Source organism: [Clostridium] aminophilum (genome assembly GCF_900101295.1).
In the GTDB taxonomy this organism is placed as follows: Bacteria; Bacillota; Clostridia; order Lachnospirales; family Lachnospiraceae; genus Clostridium_R; species Clostridium_R aminophilum_A.
The window spans coordinates 1-5,404 of sequence record NZ_FOIL01000095.1 but is presented as its reverse complement, the minus strand read 5'-3'; the positions used below and the strand labels follow the sequence as shown (position 1 = coordinate 5,404).

At 51.2% G+C, this 5,404-nt stretch carries 4 protein-coding genes and 1 pseudogene; all 5 read left to right on the top strand.

The features are described from left to right. Positions 1–242 (top strand): annotated as a pseudogene (locus BMW41_RS15385) (group II intron reverse transcriptase/maturase); the annotation flags it as partial. 471 nt (positions 243–713) lie between these two features. Beyond that, positions 714–1,136, top strand: coding sequence for a division/cell wall cluster transcriptional repressor MraZ (gene mraZ / locus BMW41_RS13880; RefSeq protein WP_074650796.1), 423 nt, complete (start codon positions 714–716; stop codon positions 1,134–1,136). Positions 1,137–1,360: 224 nt separating this feature from the next. After that, positions 1,361–2,308, top strand: coding sequence for a 16S rRNA (cytosine(1402)-N(4))-methyltransferase RsmH (rsmH, locus tag BMW41_RS13875; protein WP_074650799.1), 948 nt, complete (start codon positions 1,361–1,363; stop codon positions 2,306–2,308). Between the two features lie 2 nt (positions 2,309–2,310). Further along, the gene (locus tag BMW41_RS13870) at positions 2,311–2,826 is read left to right on the top strand and encodes a hypothetical protein (protein WP_074650794.1); all 516 of its coding nucleotides are present in this window, start codon (positions 2,311–2,313) and stop codon (positions 2,824–2,826) included. Further along, positions 2,804–4,930 carry a peptidoglycan D,D-transpeptidase FtsI family protein gene (locus BMW41_RS13865; protein WP_083379027.1) on the top strand — a complete coding sequence of 709 codons (2,127 nt, stop codon included), beginning with the start codon at positions 2,804–2,806 and terminating at the stop codon, positions 4,928–4,930. The genes BMW41_RS13870 and BMW41_RS13865 overlap by 23 nt, the downstream gene beginning before the upstream one ends. Positions 4,931–5,404 lie beyond the last annotated feature (474 nt).

Here is a 5,404-nt window from a genome sequence, read left to right as displayed (position 1 = left end):
TGTACCGAAGGATCCGCATGTGCATCTGGAAGCAGTGGAAACTGCCAAGGACGAAGAAACGGCATCTCATCAGTCTTGGGATACCCGAGTACTTTGCTAACATGGCGGCAAACAGCCGGAAAGGCTACTGGAGAACGGTCAACACGACAACGGTGAAAAGAGCGTTGTCAAAAGAAAGACTGATACGTTCAGGCTTTTATGATTTAGCCATCGCGTACCAGTCAGTGCACGTCAACTATTGAAACCGCCGTGTACCGAACGGTACGCACGGTGGTGTGAGAGGACGGGGGCTAATCACCCCCTCCTACTCGATTGCATTTTATGCTTACAGGGCTAAGTTTACAGGGCTGAGGCTTCAAACGCCGGCTCTTTCCGGAAAAGATGAGAAACGTGACCTGTCTCGTTCGTTCGCCGCGGATGGAGAGATCCATCATGAAAAAATATCATCTTATATCCTTCCCTAAATGAATTCTCCATAGGTATTCCATTTTTTGCTCAAGATATTCCCCACTTCACACCACCGGCGGCACATTTTGTGGTTTTGCCTCCGGCGAAACGGCGGAAAACCACGATTTCAGCGCAAAAAAATGCTTCAAAAATTCAAAACAAATGCGGCCAGTAATCTTGATATTTTCGGACCTATACGATATGATTAGTACATCAAGTGGTGAATTGTGAAACATTGTGGTAGATTTTGGGGAAAAGGAGCAGGAATGTTAGGTCGTTACGATCACACGATCGACGCAAAAGGCAGAATAATCATTCCCGCCAAGTACAGGGAGCAGATGGGCGATAAGTTCTATGTGACCCGTGGACTTGACGAGTGCCTTTTTGTGTACGCTCCGGACGAATGGGAGAAGTTTGAAAACCACATCAAAGAGCTCCCGATCGGAAGCAAGGAAGCCCGCAAAATCAACCGTTTCTTCTTTGTAGGCGCCACCGACGACGAAGTGGACCGCCAGGGACGAATCATGATCCCGGCACATCTTCGCGAGTACGCGCATCTGGAGAAGAACGTCATTCTCGCCGGCGTCGGCAATCACCTTGAAATCTGGGATCCGGCGACCTATGACGCAAAGAATAATTTCGATGATATCGAAGACATTGCGGAGAGCATGGAAGGATTCAGCTTCTGATAGGATGCAAACTGCAGATGAGAACTTCGGTAATATAGAATTTTGAATCAAAGATTAAGAATTCAGGATTTTGAATCAAGAATTAAAAATTTAGAGTTTTTAGAATTTTGAATCAAGAATTAAAAATTTAGAGTTTCGAAACGGCAGATTTCGGAATCACAGATAAAACCGGTTCTTTGAACAATCGAATACGGGAAATCAGAAACAAAAAGGGGGAAATGAGCGTGGAATTCAAACATGTATCGGTGCTGCTCGATGAGACCGTATCATCGCTCAATATCCGTCCGGACGGGATCTATGTGGACGGAACCCTCGGCGGAGGCGGCCATGCGTATGAGGTGTGCTCAAGGCTGGGAGAGAACGGAAGACTGATCGGAATCGATCAGGATGAGTTTGCCATCGGACGCGCGACGGAACGTCTCAAACCATTTGAAGACCGGGTGACGATTGTCAGAGACAATTATGTCAATATCCGAAGTGTCCTTCAGGGGCTGGGGATCTCGGGCGTTGACGGAATCTATCTCGATCTGGGGGTTTCATCGTTCCAGTTTGACGATGCGGAGCGAGGTTTTTCCTATCGCACCGATGCGCCGCTCGATATGCGGATGGACAAGAGAGAGACGCAGACTGCCCGGGACATTGTCAATGAATACTCGGAGAAAGAACTTTTCCGGATGATCCGCGATTATGGTGAGGATCCGTTCGCACAGAATATTGCAAAGCACATCGTGAGGGCGCGAAGCGAAAAGCCGATTGAGACCACTTTTGAGCTGGTCGAGATCATCAAGGGCGCCATTCCGGCAAAGATCCGTGCGAAAAAAGGTCATCCGGCCAAACAGACGTTCCAGGCGATCCGGATTGAGCTGAACCATGAACTGGATGTGCTCCGGGATTCTCTGGACACCATGATCGATCTTCTGAACCCGGGAGGAAGGCTGTCGATTATCACCTTCCATTCGTTGGAGGACCGGATCGTGAAAAATCATTTTCGAACCGTTGAAAATCCCTGCATCTGTCCGCCGGAATTCCCGGTGTGCGTGTGCGGGCGGAAGTCCAAGGGACATGTGGTTACCCGTAAACCGATTCTTCCGACAGAGGAGGAGATGGAGACCAATCCACGTTCAAAGAGTGCAAAACTCAGAGTGTTTGAAAAAACGGGGGGAGATGAGTGAGTATGGCCAAGAAGCGCGTGCATAGCCGGCGGCAGGCTTATGTCGAAGGCAGCGCGGCGAGAGAACTGAATCCATACTACGAAGAAGAGTATGATAACGGAGTCTCGTCCGCGGAACGGCGCAAGGCCGCCCGAAAACGCAAACAGGAACGTCTGGCGCGGAAACGGGCTGCTCAGCGCAATCAGAGCAAAGCAAGCTATATCAGTGCAGGATATGTGGTATGTCTGGCAGTTGCCGGAGTCGCGACACTCCTGATCTGTATTAATTATTTACGCCTTAATGCAAGCATTACATCAAGGATGGATTCCATCGCAAAACTTCAGCTGGAGCTGGAACATCAGAAGGCAGCCAATGACGAGCTGAGAACCGCGATTGATACCGCATGCGATCTCAATCATGTTTATCAGGTTGCAACTCAGGATCTTGGAATGGTCTATGCGAATCAGAACCAGATTCTGCTCTATGATAAGACAGAAAGTGAGTATGTAAGGCAAAATGAAGACATCCCGGAACACTAAAACGAAGAAGCTGTTCCGCCGTTATATGCAGGAGAAGCTGGCAATCACCGTTTTGACTATCTTGGTGGTTTTGATTATCCTTGCGGTGATTCTGTACAGGCTGGTATCGAACAAGGGCGTTGATTACAACCAGATCGTTCTGGGACATCAGAATTATGAGAGCCGCATGATTCCGTACAAGAGAGGCAGCATTATTGACCGCAACGGAACCTATCTTGCGACGAGTGAGAAGATCTATAACATGATTCTGGATCCGCGGCAGATGAATTCGGATGACGGTTATAACTATGTGGAACCAACGATTGATGCCCTGGCGGAGTGTTTTTCTTATGATAAGGAGGAGCTCCGGCAGCTGATCCGTGACCGCGCAGACAGTTCCTATGTGGTTTACAAGAAGCTGTCCGGTGAGGAGAAGGCGAAGTTCGAGGAATACAAACAGAAGAAAAATGAAGAATACCGGAAGGCGACGGTCGATAAGGGCGGAAAGAACCGAATCACGGGTGTGTGGTTTGAGGATCACTATAAGAGAGTGTATCCGTATAACAATCTCGCCTGCAATGTCATTGGCTTCGCTCTCCGGGACAATAATGCATCCGGCGGTGTCGAGCAGTACTACAATGACGAGCTGACCGGAGTCAACGGACGGGAATTCGGTTATCTGAATGATGACACAAACCCGGAGAGAACCGTAAAACCGGCGGTGAACGGCAATACCGTCAAACTCACCATCGACGCAAACCTTCAGAACATTGTCCAGAAATATCTGGATGAGTGGCAGACGACCACCGGAAGTAAGGTTGCTGCCTGCATTATGATAGACCCGCGGTCCGGCGAGATCCTGGCGATGGATACGACGACTCGTTTTGATCTGAACAATCCGTACGATCTGTCTCTTTACTATTCGCAGGAAGAGATCGATGCGATGGACGAAAAGACGAAGGCGGATGCGTGGTATAAGATGTGGCGCAATTTCTGCGTCAATGATACCTATGAGCCGGGTTCGCCGCAGAAGCCTTTTACGGTAGCGGGCGCGATGGAAGAGGGCACGATCACCGGCAATGAATCCTATGTCTGCAACGGTGTGATGCATATCGGAGACTGGGATATCCACTGTGATATCCGAAGCGGACATGGTCCGCTGACGGTAGCGCAGGGTATCGAGAAATCCTGCAACGTCGTCATGATGTCCATCAACCAGGCTCAGGGAGTCCATAATTTCCTGAAACATCAGGCAATGTTCGGATTCGGACAGAAGACCAACATTGACCTTCCGGGTGAGGCGGATACTTCCGGACTGGTTTATACGGAAGAGACGATGGATGTGGCGTCGCTGGCGACCAACTCTTTCGGTCAGAACTATAATACGACCATGATCCAGATGGCCAGCGCATTCTGCTCTCTGGTGAACGGAGGTTCTTATTACCGTCCGCATGTCGTGAAGGAAATCCTGAACGATCAGGGCGCTGTCATCCGCAAAAATGATCCGGTTCTGGTCCGCGAGACCGTATCGGAGAATACCAGTACATTTATCAAAAACGCTTTGGCGTTGGTAGTACAGTCCGGTACCGCGAAAGCGGCCCAGATTCCGGGGTATCAGATCGGCGGTAAGACCGGAACGGCACAGAAACAGCCGCGTTCAGAGAAAAACTATCTGGTTTCGTTTATCGGCGCGGTTCCGATCTACGACCCGCAGGTGGTATGTTATGTCGTTATCGATACGCCGAATCTGCCGGGCGAGCAGCAGGCACATTCCACTTTTGCCAGCACCGTGTTCCAGAAGATCATGGCGGAAGCTCTTCCGTATCTGAATGTCTTCCCGGAGGGCGGAGCGGGAGCCGCAGGAGACAATGCGGCGCTTGCCGAGCAGAGTGAAGGAATCATCCACAGTGAGACGACGGCGGCCGAGACACCGACCAATCCGGACGGAAGCGCGGCAACGCAGGGACCGAGCTACGATGAGGAATTTATCGAGGGCGGACATGCCGAGGAACTTCCGGCAGAGATGCCGAGCGGAGCGTCCGTGGAACAGGCGGAAGACTCTGCCGGGGAAAATGATGACGCCCAGGCGGCTGCTGCCCAGGCAGCGGCGATGGCTCCGCAGTGAACCGTCAGGCAGAAGCCCGGAACGCAGCACGCTGTCATAATAAACGGAATTGAAAATGCAGCGGTCATAGAGAAACGCTTTGACGACAAAGAACCCGCATTCGCTGAGTGATCAGCGGATGCGGGTTCTTTGGTGCGCCCGGCGGGCGCACGTTCTAAGGGGTGAAAGTCCCTGATCCGCCCGGCAGTGGGAAGGATGCAGCCAGAGGCAAGGGCTCCACCGTGAGGTGTGGGTCTGAAGGAAGCCCGAGGCAAAGCGCTGGCCTGACGAACAGGAATCCCGAACAGGCTGTGAAGCGTGGATGAGGCTGCCAAACAAGCCAAAGTCCAAAAACTGCACGGAACGCCAACAGTAGACGGGACAGGTATAAGTGTGAAAGAACGTGTGGGTACCCGGGGAGATCTCACGGACGCGGCAAAGACGATACAACATTCGCCGCCGCGGAGTAAAGCTTGCCGTGAGAAGTCAGCAGAG